This window comes from Paraburkholderia dioscoreae, assembly GCF_902459535.1.
GTDB classification, from domain to species: domain Bacteria; phylum Pseudomonadota; class Gammaproteobacteria; order Burkholderiales; family Burkholderiaceae; genus Paraburkholderia; species Paraburkholderia dioscoreae.
This window is the reverse complement of sequence record NZ_LR699553.1, coordinates 2973374-2988891: the sequence shown is the minus strand read 5'-3', so window position 1 is coordinate 2988891 and position 15518 is coordinate 2973374. Positions and strand designations below refer to the sequence as shown.

The following is a 15518-nucleotide window of genomic DNA, read 5'->3' as shown; positions in this document are numbered from 1 at the left end:
CCCCCATGTCGAATGTACCCAAAAGTCCCGCTGCGGCGAACGAGAATCCGGCGCCGGCCGCCGATCAGGCGAAGGCCGGCGACGCGAAGCGCCGCAATGCGCAGGACGCCGAACGCAACGCGCCGGATACGGCGCGCGAATCGCGGCGCGCCGCGGAAAATGCGCAGGCGCTGAAAAGTGAATCGGGCCGCGCCGCGTCCCGTCGGGGAAGCGGCGAGTCGCAGTCGCCACGCGCCAAGGAAGGTGGTGGTTCCGGCCAGCACCTGAGTCGAGCAGAGAGTGCGCCGCAAGACCGGCAGTCGCAGCGAGGCGGTGAGGGTAGCGCGAACCGCCGCGAACCGCAGCCGCCGCGTCCGCCACGCGCTGCACGCGCGCCGCGTCTCGTCGAGCCCAATCCGATTCCGCCCATCACCTATCCTGAAGCGCTGCCCGTGTCGGGCCGCCGCGAGGAAATCGCGAGCGCCATCGCGCGGAATCAGGTGGTGATCGTCTGCGGCGAGACCGGTTCCGGTAAAACCACCCAGCTGCCGAAAATCTGCCTCGAACTGGGCCGCGGGCTCGGCGCGGGCGGCTCCGGTCTGATCGGCCACACGCAGCCGCGCCGGATCGCCGCGTCGGCGACGGGCCGCCGCATCGCCGAGGAACTCGGCACACCGTTCGGCGAGGTGGTCGGCTACAAGGTGCGCTTTACCGACAATCTGTCGCCGGGCGCATCGGTCAAGCTGATGACCGACGGTATCCTGCTCGCCGAAACGCAGACCGATCCGCTGCTCAAGGCGTATGACACGCTGATCATCGACGAGGCGCACGAGCGCAGCCTGAACATCGACTTTCTGCTCGGTTATCTGAAGGAAATTCTCGTCAAGCGGCCCGATCTGAAACTGATCGTGACCTCGGCGACGATCGACGCTGACCGTTTCGCGCGTCACTTCGGGAGCGAAGACAAGCCCGCGCCGGTGATCGAGGTGAGCGGGCGGCTTTATCCGGTCGAGGTGCGCTACCGGCCCGTCGCGGAAGACAGCCCCGCCGTGAAGGCCGCGCAAGGCAGCGCGTCGTCTTCCGCGTCGCGTGGCGAGCGGCCGAAAACCCAGCGCGAAACCGATCGCGATCTGATGGAAGCCATCGTCGATGCCGTCGACGAACTCTGCCGCGAAGGTCCGGGCGACGTGCTCGTATTCCTGCCCGGCGAGCGCGAAATCCGCGACGCCGCCGAGGCGCTGCGCAAGCACCATCCGCCGCATACGGAAATTCTGCCGCTGTTCGCGCGGCTTTCCGCGGCCGAACAGGAGCGCGTGTTCCGCACGTCGAACGCGCGCCGTATCGTGCTGGCCACCAACGTCGCCGAAACCTCGCTGACGGTGCCGGGCATCCGCTACGTGGTCGATACCGGACTCGCGCGGGTGAAGCGCTACTCGTATCGCAACAAGGTCGAGCAGTTGCAGGTCGAGTCGATCTCGCAGGCCGCCGCGAATCAGCGGGCCGGCCGTTGCGGCCGGGTCGCCGACGGCATCTGCATTCGCCTGTACGAGGAAAGCGACTACCAGGGACGCGTGCGCTTCACGGATCCGGAGATTCTGCGCTCGTCGCTGGCCTCGGTGATTCTGCGCATGAAGTCGCTGCATCTGACGGCGATCGAGACGTTCCCGTTCATCGAGCCGCCACCGGGCCGCGCGATCGCCGACGGCTATCAACTGCTCAACGAACTCGGCGCCGTCGACGACGACAACCAGCTCACGCCGCTCGGCCGCGAACTCGCGCGCCTGCCGCTCGACCCGCGCGTGGGGCGGATGATTCTGGCCGCTCGCGACCAGCAGGCGCTGAAGGAAGTGCTGATCATCGCGAGTGCGTTGTCCGTGCAGGATCCGCGCGACCGGCCGATCGAAGCGCAGGAGCAGGCCGATCAGGCGCATCGCCGGTTCGCCGACGAGCGCTCGGAATTCCTCCAGTGGCTGAAAATCTGGAACTGGTTCGAAGAAGCGATCACGCACAAGAAATCGAACAAGCAACTGCACGAGGAATGCCGCAAGAACTTCCTGTCGCAACTGCGTCTGCGCGAATGGCGCGACGTGCACTCGCAACTGCTCACGGTGGTGCGTGAACATGGCTGGCGTTTGAACGAAGCGGAAGCGACTTTCGAGCAGATCCATCTCGCACTGCTGACGGGTTTGCTCGGCAACATCGGCCTGAAGGCCGACGACGAACCGTACTATCTCGGCGCGCGCGGCATCAAGTTCTATCTGTGGCCCGGCTCGGCGTTGGTGAAGAAAGCCGGCAAGTGGGTAATGGCCGCCGAACTGGTCGAGACGAGCCGGCTATACGCCCGCTGCATCGCGAAGATCGAGCCGGAGTGGATCGAGAAGATCGGCCCGCACCTGTTGAAGAAGTCGCTTTCCGAGCCGCATTGGGAGAAGCGCGCGGCACAGGTTTCCGCTTTCGAGCGCGCGGTGCTTTATGGCCTGCCGATCTATCACCGGCGGCGCGTGAGCTTCGGTAAACAGGATCCGGCGCGCGCCCGCGAGCTGTTCATTCGCGGCGCGCTGGTGGAAGGCGAGTTCGATACGAAGCTCGCTTTCTTCACGCACAACCGCAAGCTGCTCGCCGATATCGAACAGCTCGAACACAAGTCGCGCCGCCAGGACGTGCTGGTCGACGACGAACTGATTTTTGCCTACTACGATCAGGCGCTGCCGAAGGGCATTTACACCGGCGCGTCGTTCGAGCGCTGGTATCGCGACGAGGTGAAAAAGAGCGGCCAGCCCGAAGACAAATTGCGCCTGCTGTATCTGTCGCGTGACGATCTGATGCGGCACGAAGCCGCCGGCGTGACCACCGACCTGTTCCCGAAACGGATGACGATGGCGGGCGTCGACATGGCGCTCACGTATCACTTCGAGCCGGGTTCGCCGCGCGACGGCGTGACGCTCGGCGTGCCGCTGTATGCGCTGAATCAGGTCGATGCGCGCCGCTGCGAATGGCTCGTGCCCGGCATGCTGAAGGAAAAGACGCAACTGCTGCTGAAGTCCTTGCCGCAGAAACTGCGCCGTCATTGCGTGCCGCTGCCCGAGTACGCGACGGGTTTCGTCGACCGGCATAGCGGGCCGCGCTTCGGCGCGGGCGGTTTGCTCGAGTCGCTGATCGCCGATATTCGCGAGCACACGCAGGTCGCGATGAAGCAGTCGGACTTCAAGCTCGAAACGCTGCCGCCGCATCTGTTCATGAACTTCAAGATCGTCGACGAGCATGGGCGTCAGCTCGCGATGGGCCGCAATCTGTCGCAACTGCGCGCCGAACTCGGCGGCCAGGCGCAGCAGCATTTTCAGAAGATCGCATCGAGCGCGGCGGGTGCGGCGTTGGCGGACGCGGGCGGCGGCGGTGTCGCAACGCCGTCGCAAGCGTCCGGCCACGCGGGCGCAGCGGCACAGCGCGGCAAGGGCGCGCCCGCATCGGGCCCGCAGACCGCGCCGCAAGCCGGTGCGCAAGGCACCGCGCTGTATGAAAAGCTGACGACCTGGAATTTCGGCAAATTGCCCGAACTGCTCGAAATCCGTCGTGGCGGGCAGACGCTGTTCGGTTATCCCGCATTGGTGGATCGCGGCACGCATTGCGACGTGGAAGTGTTCGATTCACCCGACGAAGCCGCGCGGATTCATCGCGCGGGATTGCGCCGGCTGTTCGCGTTGCAGTTGAAGGAGCCGATCAAGTATCTGGAAAAGAATCTGCCGGGCTTGCGCGAAATGGCGATGCAGTTCATGCCGCGCGGCACCCAGGAAGAGTTGCGCGATCAACTGATCGACACCGCGCTCGACCGCGCCTGTCTGCAAGACCCGTTACCCGATGACGACCTCAGTTTCCACACGCGCCGCGACGAGGGCCGCAGCCGTCTGACGTTGCTGGCTCAGGAAATTGCCCGCCTGGTCGGGCAGATTCTCGGCGAATACGCGGGCGTGACGAAAAAGCTGGTGCAGGCGAAGTCGTTCACGACCGCGCATGCGGATCTGCAGAATCAGCTCGATGGGCTGATCGGCAAGCGCTTCGTGGCCGACACGCCGTACCCGCAACTGGCGCATTTCCCGCGCTATCTGAAAGGGATCGCGCTGCGCATCGACAAGCTGAAGGCGGACCCCGCGCGCGACGCCCGACAGTTCGCCGAGTTCCATCCGCTGCTGCAGAACTATCAGCGCGCGGTGGCGCAACGCGGCGGCGTGCTGGATCCGCGCCTGTCGGAGTTCCGCTGGCTGCTGGAGGAACTGCGGATCTCGCTGTTCGCGCAGGAATTGCGCACGCCGATGCCGGTTTCGGTGAAGCGCCTCTACAAGGTGTGGGAGTCGATGCAGCGCTGAGCGCCGCGACAAGCGGGGTGGGGCGCCATGCCTGCCCCGTCTGGAGGGGCGGCTCGCGTGGCGCGCCGCTAAGCTCTCACCGCGCGGATAAAAAAGGCGCGCAACGCCATGCCTCGTGAGAATGACGTCGCGCGCGAAAGACGCGGGCCTCTTTTTCCGACTCGCGCCCGAGACACTCGCTACATCGATACCCGGGCCACGGCAGTGGCGGCCTCGGCCCCGGTTCGCCCTGTCAGTTCGGCCTGGTCCGGCTTACCAGTGCATACCGGCGCCGATCGACGCGCCGAACTGGCCGCGCGAATCCGTGGTGCCTTGCAGCTTGTAGACCCACTTACCCGTTTCCGAGAGCTGCGATACGCCAATGGCGAACGCCGACTGGCCGGCGTAGGTGCCGCCGGCCATCGCGACCATCCCGTGACCGGGCAGGACCGCTTGCGGCAAACCGGCCATTGCCATTGCGGATGCCGTGCCACCGTATGAGTCGCGGCGGGCGGAGCGGATCTGGTCATCGGTATAGCTGTTTGCCTGGCTGAGCGCAGCGCTGGTGCTTTGTTGCAACTGGTTGACGTTGACGGCGTCGGTGCCTTGCACGCCGGCCGCGACATTGGTGATCAGGCGTTCCTGGCCCGCCGCGCCGACTGATACCGTGTTCGCCCGATCCGCGATCGAGCCCTGGCCCAGCGCGACCGAGTTGTCGGCGCTGGCATTCGCCGCCGCGCCGAGCGCGGTGGCGTTGTTGCCTCCCGCCAGCGAACTTGCACCGACGGCGATTGCGTTGGCGCCAGTGGCCTGCGCGCTGGCGCCCATGGCGACGGCGTGCGTGCCGGACGACACGGCGGCTTCGGTATCACGATTGCCTTGCGCGCTGAAGAACGGATTGGCCGCATCGACCACGGCGTTGTTGACGGCGCCGGCGATGGCCGCGTTCAGCTGGTTCACGTTGACCGCATCGGTTCCGGCAACGCCGGCCGCGAGGTTGTGGATCAGGGTGCCGCCGTTCGAACTGTCGCCGCCAAGCGTGACGCTGCTCCGGTCAACGCTGCCGTCGGCGTTCCGGTCGTACATCACCGCGCCGTCGAGCTTCGCGGCGGTGGCCGCGCCTTGCGCGCTCACGGCTTTCAACTGTGCGAGGTTGACGGCGTCGGTGTCGGCGGCACCGGCCGCGACGTTCGTAATCTGGCGTTCGTTGCCGGCGGAGCCCACGGAGACGGTTCCCGCGCGGTTGGCTACCGAGCCCTGGCCGAGTGCGACCGAGCCGACGGCCACCGCGCTCGCCTGACGGCCGAGCGCGGTGGAGTTCGCGGCGGCGGCGTTGGCTTGATAACCGAGTGCGGTTGCATTGGTGGCCATTGCGCTTGCCTGATAACCGAGTGCGGTTGCATTGGTGGCCATTGCGCTTGCCTGATAGCCAACGGCGGTGGACCCGTCAGCCTGAGCGACGGCGAAGCCGCCCACCGCCGTGCTGAAGTCGCCATTCGCCTGCGTGCCCGTGCCGACGGCAAGGCTCGCTTGTCCTGCGGCGAGTCCCGAACCGCCGATGGCGACTGCGTTGGCGCCCGTGGCCGATGCATCGTCCGTTCCGTCGTTCAGGCCGTTTGCCTTGAAATAGCGCGAAGCGTTCGCGCTAACAGCCTGCAACTGGCTCAGATTGACGGCGTCGGTTGCCTGGGTGCCGGCTGCGACGTTCGTGACCTGACGTTCGTTGCCCGCGGAGCCGACCGAGACGGAATTGGCGCGGTCAGCCAACGAACCCTGGCCCAAGGCAACCGAACCGTCAGCGGATGCATTCGCGTTACGGCCCATTGCAATCGAGCCGGCGTTGCTGGCAACGGCGGCGTAACCGACGGCGATGCTGCCCGCCGACGCCGCGGATGCGTCGGCGCCGAATGCGGTGGCGCCTGTGCCCGAGGCACTGGAATTGGCGCCGAGAGCCGTGGCGTTGCCGCCGGCAGCCTGCGCGAATGCGCCCAACGCCATTGCCCCAACGCCGTTCGCGAAGGCCTGATTGCCGATCGCAGTGCTGTAGTCAGCCGCCGCCAGGGCCCAATTGCCGCCCGCGAAGGCACCGGTGCCGAGCGTGCTCGACAGGTAGCCGATCGCGACAGAACTCGTGCCGATCGCTCTTGCTTGCGCGCCGGTCGCGATCGAATTGTCGCCCTCGGCATCGGACTGAAGGCCTGTCGCGGTCGATCTGTCGCCGCGCGCGGTTGCTTGCACGCCAGTCGCAATCGAGCCGAAGGCCTGTGCGTTCGATTGCACGCCCGTCGCAATCGAGAAGGTGGCTGCCGCCGTGGCCTGAAAACCTGTTGCGATCGAGCTTTCGCTCAGCGCTTGCGCGTCCATGCCGAGTGCTACCGCATGAGTGCCGGCCGCGTTCGCCTGCATGCCGTGCGCAATGGAATAGGCGCCCACCGCCTGTGCCGCGATGCCCTCCGCGATCGAGCCGGGGCCGACGGCCGTGGCATTCGCGTCCGTTGCGGGATTGAACGGGGCTGCCGCGAAATAGATGGTGGCCGCCTGTGCCGCCGGCGCGCCCCCTGCCAATACCGCCAGCCCCAGCACCGCCCGCGCGATAGCTTTCTCGCGACCCGCTGCTCGCCTTGTCTTCGATCTTGCCGGCGCCGGTTCCGCCAGCCACGTTTCCGTCGTTTTATACCAGACCAATGGTTTATTGAAATTCATTGTTTTAGAAACTCCGCGCTATTGTGTAGACGGACAGCGCATCAACGCGGGGGACCAGTAAGGATTCATCGCCCTGATAAATTGCGCAAAAATAAATACCCGCAGGATTCGGAGTTCCTGTGCCGGTGCCCCGGTATTTTTTGCGCGCAGGAACCGCCCGCGTCATGCCTGCGTCCACTGGGTTGATCGCGTGGGCGATGAGGCTGCGGGATTGTCCAATCCTGCGAAACGCAGAGAGGTCAGTTAAATCGCGAAGTCAGCGAGGAAAATTCTTTTTGTGAGCGTAACTGTCGATTCACCGGTGTGGGAAAATGAATCAACCAAAGAATGATCCTAGATATTCTGGCAATTATGTTTTCAATTTAAGTCTGTTCTCGTATTCACATGCTTTGAATGAGATTTAAGACTTCAAGCCTGATAATCATTGCCCGTTGTTTCGGAACGACGTGAGCGAGGATGGCGCCGGCCTGCTTGCCAGGCGGCGCCAAAGCCCATCGCGCCCCTGATTTCTCTCGTGCCCGAACACCGACCTGCGTCAACCGCTGGCCCTGGCAAACGTTCTACAATGATGGCTGTTCTCCGAAGTGAGTTTTCATGCGCAAATTTTTTCTTCCCGGCTTGACTGCCACGTTCGCCGCGGGTGCGGCACTGGTTGCCGCCGCAGGTTTTTTTTCTCCGGCCGCCCACGCCAACAACGTGATCGTGCTCAATTCCGGCGAAGCCACGCTGAGCCTGATCGACGAGACCACCCATCAGGTGATCGGCACCGTGCCCACGGGCAAGGAACCGCACCATCTGATGGCCACGCCGGACAATTCGTCGTTGATCGTGGCGAATTCGGTGTCGAACAATCTGATGTTCGTCGATCCGAAAACCGGCCAGGTGCAGCGCTGGGTCGAAAATATCGAAGATCCGTATCAGATCGGGTTTTCGCCTGACCGCAAATGGCTGGTCACCACCGGCCTGCGTCTGGACCGTCTCGACATCTATCATTACGACGGCCAGAAGAACCAGATGACGCTGGCGTCGCGCCTGCCGCTCGCGGTCATGCCGAGCCACATGGCGTTCACGACAGACAGCAAAACGGTTTTCGTCACGCTGCAGGTATCGGGCGAACTGGCGGCGATCGATCTCGCCACGCAGACCGTCAAGTGGAAGATGAAAGTCGGCAAGGTGCCGGCGGGCCTGTGGATGACGCCGGGCGACAAATACCTGCTGGTCGGCATGACGGGCGCGGATTACGTGGCGGTGGTCGACTGGCGCAACCAGAAGGTCATCAAGACGATCCACACGGGCAACGGCGCGCATAACTTCCGCTCGCTGGCCGACGGCAAGCACGTCGCGGTGTCGAACCGGGTGGCGAGCACCATCAGCATCATCGACGAAGATGCGCTCACCAACGTCGGCGACATCACGGGTTTGATGCCCGGACCCGACGACATGGAACTTTCCGCCGACAAACGCTATCTGTGGGTTACGTTCCGCTTCGCGAAGCACGTCGGCATCATCGACCTGACAACGCGTAAGCTGATCCAGACGATTGCCGTGGGCCGTTCGCCGCACGGCATCTATTTCTTCAATCGCGCGCCGGTCACGGCGCCGAATGGCGCCTGATGCAAGGGTTCATGCTGCACCAGGCGAACCGTCACGGATGAAGTAACAGGCCAGCACCATGTTCCATCTGATTTTTTCTTCCCTCGACAGCTTCGTCTCAGCCGTGCAGACGTTGCTGTACGTCGACGTGGTGCAGCCGCTGCTGTTCCGCTTCAATCTGATGGACTACGACGAAGACACCTACGACAGCCTGTACTGGGTGATCGTGGGCGTCTTCGAAGTGCTGGCCATGTACGCGATCCTGCGCCCGCTCGAAGCGTTGCGTCCGGTGGAGCAGTGGGAGAACCGCAAGGCGGTGCGCGTCGATGTGATCTACACGTGGATCGCCAAGCTCGGCATTCTCAACCTGTTCTTTTTTTTCGCGCTGCAGCCGTTCTTCGACAATGTGCAGGCGTGGCTGCGGCTGCACAACATTTCGAATATCGAGTTCGACAATCTGTGGCCGGGCGTCACCACGCAGCCGCTCGTCACGTTCGTGATGTATCTGCTCGTGCTCGACTTCGCCGGTTACTGGTATCACCGTTGGGAGCACCGGATCGGCGTGTGGTGGGAACTGCATGCGGTGCACCACAGCCAGCAGCAGATGTCGCTGTGGTCCGACGACCGCAACCATCTGCTCGACGATCTGCTGCAGGCTTCGTTTTTCGCGGTGATCGCGCTGGTGATCGGTGTGCCGCCGTCGCAGTTCGTCGTACTGGTGGCCATTACGAATCTCGCGCAGAGCGTGCAGCACGCGAATATCCGTCTGTATTTCGGTTGGCTGGGTGAGCGTCTGCTGGTCAGTCCGACCTTTCATCGCCGCCATCATGCGATCGGCTACGGCCACGAAGGTTTGAAGTACGGTTGCAACTTCGGCGTGCTGTTTCCGTGGTGGGACATGCTGTTTCGCAGTGTGTCCTGGAGCCGCGACATGGAGCCGACCGGCATCAGCGATCAACTCGAAGGCCGCCGCTACGGCGAAGGTTTCTGGGCGCAGCACTGGCTCGCCCTCGTGCGCATCGCCGGGCGCCTTTCGCCGAAGCGCCGCACCGAAAGTAACGACGCCGCCGCCGTTTGAGCGCGCATCCTCCCACGCCGCCGGTTTCCCCGGCGGCGCATCACGTGGTTTATCCTGTTCACGTTTGCGCACGCCCCGCAGGAAGTCCCCTTGTTGGACGGGCGTCGGGCCGCCTGGCCGGATCGTCGCGCGGTTTTTCCTATTCCATCGTTTCGTTCACCGGCACTGGCTCGCATGAATGATCTGTTGCGCTCGTTCGGACGCGCGCTCGCAAGCGCGCTCCACCCGCGCATGCTCTGGCTGACCTTCATGCCGTTTCTCGCGGCAACGGTCGGGTGGGGCGTGATCCTGTGGTTTTCCTGGCAGACGCTGATCGGCGCGACCCGCACCTGGCTCGAAGGCTGGTCTTTCACGCTGACGCTTTATCATCTGTTCGACTGGCTCGGTTTTGCGGCGCTGCACGCGGCGATCGCGCCGTTTATCGTGATCGCGATGGCGATTCCGCTGATCGTCGTCACGGTGCTGCTGCTGATCGCCACGCTGTCGATGCCCGCCGTGATCCGCTTCCTGTCCGCGCGCCAGTTCCCGAGCCTGGAAATGCGCCGCGGCGGAACGTGGTACGGTAGCCTCGCGCAGGCGTTGTGGACCACGCTGGTGTGTCTGGTGCTGCTGATCGTCACGCTGCCGCTCTGGCTTGTGCCGCCGTTCTTCGCGCTGATTCCGCCGCTGCTGTGGGGGTGGCTCACGTATCGCGTGATGAGCTACGACGCGCTAGCGCTGCATGCCACGCGTGACGAGCGGCGCGCGCTGGTGCGGCGCTTCCGCCTGCCGCTGCTGCTGATCGGCATTGCCAGCGGCTTGCTGGGTTCGCTGCCCACGCTGCTATGGGCGTCGTCAGTCTGGCTGATCGTACTGTTTCCGGTGGTCACGGCCGTGACGATCTGGATCTATGCCTTCATCCTCGTGTTTTCGGCGCTGTGGTTCGGCTACTACTGTTTGCGCGCGCTGCAACGCATGCGCGCGGAAGAGCACGGCGGCGTGCGACACGCGGCGCCGGTTCCTTACTGATGAATTACTGACTAAGCGAAAGAGGCGGCAATGGCATTTGGCGTCATCATCATCGGCGATGAGATCCTGTCGGGCAGGCGTATCGACAAGCATCTGCCGAAGGTTATCGAATTGCTCGGCGCGCGTGGGCTGTCGCTCGGCTGGGCGGAGTACATCGGCGACGACCCCGAGCGCATCACGGCGACGCTGCGGCGCACGTTTGCTTCCGGCGACATCGTGTTTTCCACGGGCGGCATCGGCGCCACGCCGGACGACCACACGCGCCAATGCGCGGCGGCCGCGCTCGGCGTGCCGCTCGAACTGCACCCAGAAGCCGCGAAGCTGATTCAGGAGCGGATCCGCGACATGCACCCGGCGAACGCTGCGACGCCGCTCGATCTGGAGTCGCCGGAGAACCGGCATCGCCTGAATATGGGCACCTATCCGCAGGGTGCGTCGATCATTCCGAACGGGTACAACAAGATTCCGGGTTTTTCGATCCAGCAGCATCAGTTCGTGCCGGGCTTCCCCGTCATGGCGTGGCCGATGATCGAGTGGGTGCTGGACACGCAATACGCGCATCTGCATCACGCTATGCCGCACGCGGAGAAGTCGCTACTGGTGTTTGAGTTGCCGGAGTCACGCCTCACGCCGCTGATGGAAAAGATCGAACACGATTTTCCGGGCGTGCGGGTCTTCAGTCTGCCGAGCGTGGGCGATGCGGAACGCGGCGGTGTGTATGCGCGGCATCATATCGACCTGGGCGTGAAGGGCGAACCCGAAGCAGTGGCAGCGGCATTCGTCAAGCTGCGCGAAGGTGTGCATCTGCTGGGCGGCGATATCGTCGAACCCGAGGCAGCGGCAGCAGCCGTGGCGACGAAACCGCGCGCCTGATCAGCGCGGCATGCATCCAGATTTGTTCGGGCGCTGCGGCGCCCCTTTTTTATCGCGCTCGTCATCCATCTGGGCGTGGCATCGGCGCATCATCGGCGCGTCACATTTAGCGCAGACGATGCACTTGTCCGCACGCGCGAGCCTCGACAGGGCTGTCTTGAGCCGGTTTCGACGAGCCGGGGCGGCATGCGGCAATCAGGCAAGAGCGCAGGCAGAGGCAATGTAACAACCAGGCAGCAATCAAGCCGCCACATGCTGCATTTACGCGCCAATCCACGGCAATCCGCGAAAGCACCAGCCCGACACCGTCTTCCGATGCCCTTGGCCGTCCTTGTCGCCTTCGAAGCCTTCCAGCAGGTCGTACGCCTTGTTGAAGCCAGCCTGGGTGGCCGCAATCGCGGCGAGCTTGGAGCGCGCGGCGCTGCGACACAGGAACAGCACCGGCGTGTCAGGCGTGGCGACCTGATTCAATTGCTGGAGGAATTCCTGATTCGGCACCGCGCCCGGATAGCGCGTCCATTCCACGTGCGCATATTGTCCGTCGCCGATCACCGGGCGGCCGACCCAATCGAGTTCGGCGCGCGTGCGCACGTCGACGAGGCGCACGCGCGGATCGAGCTGCAACAGTTCGAACGCTTCCGCAGGCGATATCGCGCCCGCATACGGCAACTGGTTCTCGGCGCGGCGCTTGTCCGCGACCGCGTACAACTGTTCGAGCGTGCTCATGAGCGCATATCTCCTTCGGACCAAATGATCATTCTAGCGCGCGGAGTGAAGCGCGCACGCGTGGCGCGAACGGCGCTGGCCGGTTGGACGCCTCGGCCGGAGGAATGCGCAAATATGGTGCAAATTCTATGGAATGCACCAAAATAAAGATGGCGGCTGTTACCGAATTGACGAATGCACGAAACTGGTGCGAGAAGAGGTTCGAAGAATTCGGGGCTGCATGCCGTTCGGTGCGCCCATTCCCCGCAAATGCGCGCGCAGTCGGGTTTTGCGCCGGGTTGGCGCATGCATGGCACAGAAGCTGCTTTAGTGGTGCCGATCGATTTGTCCGAGCAGATTTTTATATTCGTTCCTGCCCATTGAGGGGTGGACGCGCCGGGACGGGTCAGCTAGATTGGGCGGCGGCTGAATCCGCCGAATTCGTTAATCAGGAGATAGGTTATGAGTAAATCCGTGGCCGACGTCGTTCAACTCGTCAAAGACGAAGACGTCAAGTTTGTCGACTTCCGTTTCACCGACACGCGCGGCAAGGAGCAACACGTTTCGGTGCCGGTGTCGGCATTCGATGAAGACAAGTTCGAAAGCGGCCATGCGTTTGACGGTTCGTCGATTGCCGGCTGGAAAGGCATCGAAGCATCGGACATGTTGCTGGTTCCGGACGCGAACACGGCGTTCATCGACCCGTTCTACGAAGAATCGACCCTCGTGCTGACCTGCGACGTCGTCGAACCGGCGGACGGCAAGGGTTACGAGCGCGACCCGCGTTCGCTGGCAAAGCGCGCTGAAGCCTATCTGAAGAGCACGGGCCTCGGCGACACGGCATTCTTCGGTCCGGAACCCGAATTCTTCATTTTCGACTCGGTCAAGTGGGGCACGGACCAGTCGGGCACGTTCGTCAAGATCGGTTCGGAAGAAGCACCGTGGTCGTCGGCACTGGACTTCGAAGGCGGCAACACCGGCCACCGTCCGGGCACGAAGGGCGGCTATTTCCCGGTCGCTCCGGTCGACACGTTCCAGGACATCCGTTCGGAAATGTGTCTGCTGCTCGAACAGATCGGCATTCCGGTCGAAGTGCATCACCACGAAGTCGCGGGCCAGGGCCAGAATGAAATCGGCACGAAGTTCTCGACGCTGGTGCAACGCGCCGACTGGCTGCAGCAGATGAAGTACATCATCCACAACGTCGCGCACACGTACGGCAAGACGGCAACGTTCATGCCGAAGCCGGTGGTCGGTGACAACGGTTCGGGCATGCACGTTCACCAGTCGATCTGGAAAGACGGCGCGAACCTGTTCGCGGGCAACGGTTACGCAGGTCTGTCGGAATTCGCGCTGTTCTACATCGGCGGCATCATCAAGCATGCTCGCGCGCTGAACGCGATCACGAACCCGTCGACGAACTCGTACAAGCGCCTCGTGCCGCACTTCGAAGCACCGGTCAAGCTGGCTTACTCGGCTCGCAACCGTTCGGCATCGATCCGCATTCCGCACGTGTCGAACCCGAAGGGCCGCCGTATCGAAACGCGCTTCCCGGATCCGATGGCGAATCCGTACCTGTGCTTCTCCGCGCTGATGATGGCGGGTCTGGACGGCGTGCAGAACAAGATTCACCCGGGCGAAGCTGCCGACAAGAACCTGTACGACCTGCCGCCGGAAGAGGATGCAAAGATCCCGACCGTGTGTGCCGGCCTCGACCAGGCGCTTGATTCGCTCGACGCCGATCGCGAATTCCTGACGCGCGGTGGCGTGTTCACGGATTCGATGCTCGACGCGTACATCGAACTGAAGACGGGCGAGCTGCAACGCTATCGTCAGTCGGTGCACCCGATCGAATTCGAAATGTACTACTCGCTGTAAGCGGCAATGGCGCTTCGCCCTTCACACGGCGAAGTGCTTTGCCCGACGCTCGCGATCGGTCACGAAGGGACGGCGGCGCCGTCCCTTTTTCGTTAGGCCGAGCACAACGTTTGCGTCGTATTGTTTTCGTTATCAAGCTGGACAGCAGGCGGACTACCTGATTTATCACCATCTCATATCGGCCAGACTGCAAGATGGTTCTTAAGAATCTGATCAAGGCAAGGAAAACGCACGAGCCGACGCTCTCGGACGACGCCCAACTCGTCAGCTCCGGTTTGCTGCCGGGCTTCGAGGCGTTGCCGACGGTCGTGCTGGTGCTCGAAAAGCGCACGCTGCGCGTCGCGTTCGCGAACCCGTCGGCGGAGTCGATGCTGGAACTCTCGCGGCGGCAACTGACGCAAATGGCGTGGCCGGACATCTTCTCGAATGCCGACGAACTGGTCGCGACCATTTCCGCGATCGCCGCCCACCGTTTTCACGCGACGCATCTGGACGCCGTGCTCGAACGTCCGGGCCACGAGCCGCTGCATGTGCACGCGATCGTCGGTTTCCTGGAAAGCGCGCAAGACTACGTGCTGCTCGAACTGTTCGAGAACGAGCGGCATCTGCGCACCGACCGCGAGGAGCGTATCAACGACCTCACGGCGGTCAACAAGCAACTGATCCGCAATCTCGCGCACGAGATCAAGAACCCGCTCGGCGGGATTCGCGGCGCGGCGCAGCTGCTCGAGTTCGAACTCGGCGAGCGTCAGCGCGACGAACTGCGCGAGTATACGCAGGTCATCATCAAGGAATCGGACCGGCTGCAAACGCTGGTCGACCGTTTGCTCGAACCGCACCGGCATCCGCATATCGTGGGCGACGTGAATATTCACGAAGTGTGCGAACGCGTGCGACAGGTGATTCTCGCGGAGTTTCCGCGCGGCCTCACCATCGAGCGCGATTACGACGTGAGCGTGCCGGACCTGCGCGGCGACAAGGAGCAACTGATCCAGGCGCTCCTGAACATCGTGCGCAACGCGGCCGAAGCCTTGCGCGAACGTATTTCGCAAGGCGATGCGCGGATCGAATTGCGCACCCGCATTGCCCGCAAGATTACGGTGTCGAAACGCTTATGTAAGCTGGCATTGGACTTGCATATCACAGACAACGGCCCGGGCATTCCCGAAGAGATCCGTGACCGCATTTTCTATCCGCTCGTGTCGGGGCGCGAGGACGGTAGCGGTCTCGGACTGACGCTCGCGCAGACCTTCGTGCAACAACACGACGGTCTGATCGAAGTGGATAGCCGGCCGGGCCACACCGAGTTTCAGATTTTGCTGCCGCTCGACTGCTAACCCCACGCGTATTTGAAGACTTCT

At 63.4% G+C, this 15518-nt stretch carries 9 protein-coding genes; 7 read left to right on the top strand and 2 right to left on the bottom strand.

Translation table 11 applies throughout. The annotated features are described in order from the left end of the window. The first annotated feature begins 5 nt into the window (after positions 1 to 5). A complete protein-coding gene (gene hrpA / locus PDMSB3_RS13345) occupies positions 6 to 4340 on the top strand; it encodes an ATP-dependent RNA helicase HrpA (RefSeq protein WP_165186586.1) in 4335 nt (1444 codons plus the stop codon). 252 nt (positions 4341 to 4592) lie between these two features. Here the strand turns inward: hrpA and PDMSB3_RS13340 are convergent, their stop codons facing one another. Then, positions 4593 to 7022, bottom strand: a complete 2430-nt coding sequence (locus tag PDMSB3_RS13340) for a YadA family autotransporter adhesin (protein WP_165186583.1) — start codon at positions 7020 to 7022, stop codon at positions 4593 to 4595. Positions 7023 to 7616: 594 nt separating this feature from the next. On the opposite strand from PDMSB3_RS13340, the gene PDMSB3_RS13335 reads away from it, so the two are divergent. The 4 genes from PDMSB3_RS13335 to PDMSB3_RS13320 all read left to right on the top strand — a co-directional run bounded on the left by PDMSB3_RS13335 (position 7617) and on the right by PDMSB3_RS13320 (position 11574). Further along, positions 7617 to 8636, top strand: coding sequence for a YVTN family beta-propeller repeat protein (locus tag PDMSB3_RS13335; RefSeq protein ID WP_007181248.1), 1020 nt, complete (start codon positions 7617 to 7619; stop codon positions 8634 to 8636). Positions 8637 to 8694: 58 nt separating this feature from the next. Further along, positions 8695 to 9693, top strand: a complete 999-nt coding sequence (locus PDMSB3_RS13330; RefSeq protein WP_007181249.1) for a sterol desaturase family protein — start codon at positions 8695 to 8697, stop codon at positions 9691 to 9693. Positions 9694 to 9867: 174 nt separating this feature from the next. Further along, the gene (locus PDMSB3_RS13325; protein WP_007181250.1) at positions 9868 to 10701 is read left to right on the top strand and encodes an EI24 domain-containing protein; all 834 of its coding nucleotides are present in this window, start codon (positions 9868 to 9870) and stop codon (positions 10699 to 10701) included. A 30-nt stretch (positions 10702 to 10731) separates the two neighbouring features. Beyond that, positions 10732 to 11574, top strand: a complete 843-nt coding sequence (locus tag PDMSB3_RS13320) for a competence/damage-inducible protein A (protein ID WP_165186580.1) — start codon at positions 10732 to 10734, stop codon at positions 11572 to 11574. Between the two features lie 261 nt (positions 11575 to 11835). Here the strand turns inward: PDMSB3_RS13320 and PDMSB3_RS13315 are convergent, their stop codons facing one another. Further along, positions 11836 to 12300 (bottom strand): rhodanese-like domain-containing protein, encoded by a 465-nt coding sequence (locus PDMSB3_RS13315; RefSeq protein ID WP_007181252.1) that lies wholly within the window; start codon positions 12298 to 12300, stop codon positions 11836 to 11838. Between the two features lie 441 nt (positions 12301 to 12741). On the opposite strand from PDMSB3_RS13315, the gene glnA reads away from it, so the two are divergent. Next, entirely contained in the window at positions 12742 to 14157 is a 1416-nt protein-coding gene (gene glnA, locus PDMSB3_RS13310) for a type I glutamate--ammonia ligase (RefSeq protein WP_007181253.1), read from the top strand. A 194-nt stretch (positions 14158 to 14351) separates the two neighbouring features. Beyond that, a complete protein-coding gene (gene glnL, locus PDMSB3_RS13305) occupies positions 14352 to 15494 on the top strand; it encodes a nitrogen regulation protein NR(II) (protein WP_007181254.1) in 1143 nt (380 codons plus the stop codon). Positions 15495 to 15518 lie beyond the last annotated feature (24 nt).

What these genes read in the sequence shown, in the direction of transcription:
- hrpA (WP_165186586.1), top strand. Translation starts at nt 6, where the DNA reads ATGTCGAATGTACCCAAAAGTCCCGCTGCGGCGAACGAGAATCCGGCG.
- PDMSB3_RS13340 (WP_165186583.1), bottom strand. Translation starts at nt 7,022, where the DNA reads ATGAATTTCAATAAACCATTGGTCTGGTATAAAACGACGGAAACGTGG.
- PDMSB3_RS13335 (WP_007181248.1), top strand. Translation starts at nt 7,617, where the DNA reads ATGCGCAAATTTTTTCTTCCCGGCTTGACTGCCACGTTCGCCGCGGGT.
- PDMSB3_RS13330 (WP_007181249.1), top strand. Translation starts at nt 8,695, where the DNA reads ATGTTCCATCTGATTTTTTCTTCCCTCGACAGCTTCGTCTCAGCCGTG.
- PDMSB3_RS13325 (WP_007181250.1), top strand. Translation starts at nt 9,868, where the DNA reads ATGAATGATCTGTTGCGCTCGTTCGGACGCGCGCTCGCAAGCGCGCTC.
- PDMSB3_RS13320 (WP_165186580.1), top strand. Translation starts at nt 10,732, where the DNA reads ATGGCATTTGGCGTCATCATCATCGGCGATGAGATCCTGTCGGGCAGG.
- PDMSB3_RS13315 (WP_007181252.1), bottom strand. Translation starts at nt 12,300, where the DNA reads ATGAGCACGCTCGAACAGTTGTACGCGGTCGCGGACAAGCGCCGCGCC.
- glnA (WP_007181253.1), top strand. Translation starts at nt 12,742, where the DNA reads ATGAGTAAATCCGTGGCCGACGTCGTTCAACTCGTCAAAGACGAAGAC.
- glnL (WP_007181254.1), top strand. Translation starts at nt 14,352, where the DNA reads ATGGTTCTTAAGAATCTGATCAAGGCAAGGAAAACGCACGAGCCGACG.